Annotated in this window: 3 protein-coding genes and 1 pseudogene; 1 reads left to right on the top strand and 3 read right to left on the bottom strand. The window is 74.2% G+C overall.

Translation table 11 applies throughout. The features are described 5' to 3' along the window. Positions 1-64 precede the first annotated feature (64 nt). The 3 genes and pseudogenes from FV223_RS24860 to cobS form a co-directional block, all read right to left on the bottom strand. Positions 65-754 (bottom strand): TIGR02281 family clan AA aspartic protease, encoded by a 690-nt coding sequence (locus tag FV223_RS24860; RefSeq protein ID WP_147729464.1) that lies wholly within the window; start codon positions 752-754, stop codon positions 65-67. Beyond that, positions 751-972 carry a DUF1289 domain-containing protein gene (locus tag FV223_RS24855; protein WP_147729463.1) on the bottom strand — a complete coding sequence of 74 codons (222 nt, stop codon included), beginning with the start codon at positions 970-972 and terminating at the stop codon, positions 751-753. Before FV223_RS24855 ends, FV223_RS24860 begins: the two co-directional genes overlap by 4 nt. A gap of 38 nt (positions 973-1,010) precedes the next feature. Continuing rightward, positions 1,011-1,798, bottom strand: a pseudogene (gene cobS, locus FV223_RS24850) (adenosylcobinamide-GDP ribazoletransferase). A 133-nt stretch (positions 1,799-1,931) separates the two neighbouring features. On the opposite strand from cobS, the gene FV223_RS24845 reads away from it, so the two are divergent. Beyond that, a partial coding sequence (locus FV223_RS24845; protein WP_147729462.1) for a nicotinate-nucleotide--dimethylbenzimidazole phosphoribosyltransferase occupies positions 1,932-2,636 on the top strand: 705 nt, incomplete at its 3' end.

The raw sequence follows: 2,636 nt of genomic DNA, 5'->3' as shown, positions 1-2,636 counted from the left end.
CGCGACCCTGCGCGCCGCCGTGGCGCTGGTCTCGCGGGCGTTGCCGGAGCGGGACGCCGCCTGATCAGCGCCCGCGCAGAATCAGCCGGTCGCCGCGGACCTCGTAGCCGGCGAGCCGCGTCAGGAAGCTCTGCCCGAGCAGGTTGCCGTCGAGGGCGCCCGGCTTGGCAACGAGCGCCGGGACGCGCCGTTCCGTGATCGGGCCGATGGCGAGCGCGTCGAGCGTGGTCGGCGCGGCGTAGGCGATGCCGTTCGCCGTCGCGACGCGGACGGTGAATGCGCCGGGTTCCGGGTGAAGGCCGAGCGCCGCGGCGTTCTCCGCGGTGAGGACGACCGCGCTGGCGCCGGTGTCGAAGGCGAAGCTCTGGCTCCGCCCATCGACCTGCGCCTCGACCAGGAATGCGCCGTCCGACCGGCGCGTGATCGTCACCGTGCCCCCGGGGCCGATCGTCGGGGAGCCGGGGCGCAACGCACCGGTCACCCGCGCGCCGACCTCCTGCAGCGGCTCGCGATAGACGTAGCCGACGATGCAGGCGAGCCCGAGGCCGCACCAGAGCAGCAGCGCCTGGAGGTTCTTTCCGGGGGCGCCGGCGAATTGCCGCCAGAACCCGGCGACCACCAGCGCGAGGATGCCGGCGCCCCAGGCGAGGCCGGCGAGCTGGTCGGGCTCGATCGCCCCGGCGATCCGGCCGCCGTCGGTCGCGACCAGCACGGCCACCACCAGGCCGATCGCGATCAACGCGATGATCGTCATGCCGGCGTTCCGGCCACCGCGAGACCGGCCCCCCGCAACCGGGCCGGGAGCCCTGCCATGATCGCGCGGCGCTGCAGCTCGGAGAGCGAGCCCCACAGCCCGATCTCGTCGCGCGTCCGGCCGCAGCCGATGCACAGGCCGCTCGGCCCGTCGAGGACGCAGACCTTGGTGCACGGGCTCGAGGGTTTGCCGGACGACGTCGGGATGGGCGGGTTCATGCCGCGTCCATGCCCGCTTCGTGGCCCCGCGATCAAGCTCAGGCCGTGGCCAGCAAGGCGAGCAGGGCCCCGATCTCCGCGACCTGCTGGCAGGCTCCGACGACGTCGCCGGTCTGCCCGCCGATCTTCCGCCGGGCGATGCGCGTCATGGCGAGGGCGGCGAGCGGCGCCAGCACCACCATCGCGAGGATGCCGGAGAACGGCAGGCCGAGCGGCCGCGCCAGCAATGCCAGCACCAATCCGATGCCGATGGCCGTGCCCGTCGCCGCCCGCGCCGGGCCGGCGCGAGCAGCACCATCGGCGCGAGCGCGGCGACCCGCGACAGGATCGCGGCGAGGGCGAGGCCGGTGGCGGCGGCCGTGCCGGTCCGGTCCAGGAGGGTGGCGAGCGCGCCGATCCGGAGCGCCAGCGACAGCATCAGCGCGACGCCGCCATAGGCGCCGATGCGGCTGTCCTTCATGATCTCGAGCCTGCGCTCCGGCGTCGCGCCGCCGCCGAACCCATCGGCGACGTCGGCGAGGCCGTCCTCGTGCAGCGCACCGGTGAGCATCACCGCGACGGCGACGGCGAGCGTCGCCGCGACGAAGGGCCCGAGGTCGATCCACCATCCGGCGAGCAGCACGAGGGCCGGCGGCAGCGCCAGGATCAGGCCGGCCAGCGGCAGCATACGCGGGATCGTCCGGAAGTCGGGGACGGCGTGCGGATCGGGCTCGCCCGGAAACCTCGGCAGCGGCAGGCGCGAGTAGAAGCGCAGGCACGCCGCCAGATCGTGCAACAGGTCGCGGCCCGGCCAGTCGGCCTCGCCGCGGAACGGTCCGCCCACCATCACGCCGCCTTCGCTCGCAATCGGCCTTCGTCCGCACGCAGCCTTCACCCGCGCGTCCCGCACCACTATAGCTCGCGGGAACGGCGCGCCCGTCCACCGGCGCAAGCCCGCCCACAACAATCCTTCGGACCCGATGACCGACCCGACCCCGTTCGCGGATATCCGCCGCCTGATCGAGACGATGCCCGGCCCCGATCGCGATGCGACCGCGGCGATCGCGGCGCGCGAGGCGCGGCTGACGAAGCCCGCCGGCGCGCTCGGGCGGATGGAGCAGCTCGTCGCCTGGCTCGGGGCCTGGCAAGGCAAGGCGATGCCGACGCTGGACCGGCCGCTGGTCTGCGTGTTCGCCGGCAGCCACGGCGTGACGAAGCGCGGCGTCTCGGCCTTCCCCGATGCGGTGAATCGCCAGATGCTCGAGAACTTCGCCGCGGGCGGGGGAGCGATCAACCAGATCTGCGCCGCCTACGGCCTCGGCTTCAAGGTGTTCGACCTCGCCATCGACCTGCCGACCGGCGACATCACGCAAGACGCGGCCCTCGACGAGAAGGCCACCGTCGCGACCATGGCGTTCGGCATGGAGGCGGTGGCCGCCGGCACGGATTGCGTCGGCGTCGGCGAGATGGGCATCGGCAACACCACGATCGCCGCCGCGATCTACGCCGCCGTGTTCGGGGGAGCGCCGTCGCACTGGGTCGGGCACGGCACCGGCTTGGACGAGGCCGGGATCGCGCGGAAGGTCGCGGCGGTGGAGGCCGCGCTCGCCCACCATGCCGGCCATCTCGACGATCCGCTCGAGGTCCTGCGCCGCCTCGGCGGCCGCGAGGTCGCGGCGATGGCC

Source organism: Methylobacterium sp. WL116, assembly GCF_008039455.1.
GTDB lineage: Bacteria > Pseudomonadota > Alphaproteobacteria > Rhizobiales > Beijerinckiaceae > Methylobacterium.
Note: the sequence above shows the minus strand (reverse complement) of the source record. Positions and strands in the feature narration are given on the sequence as shown.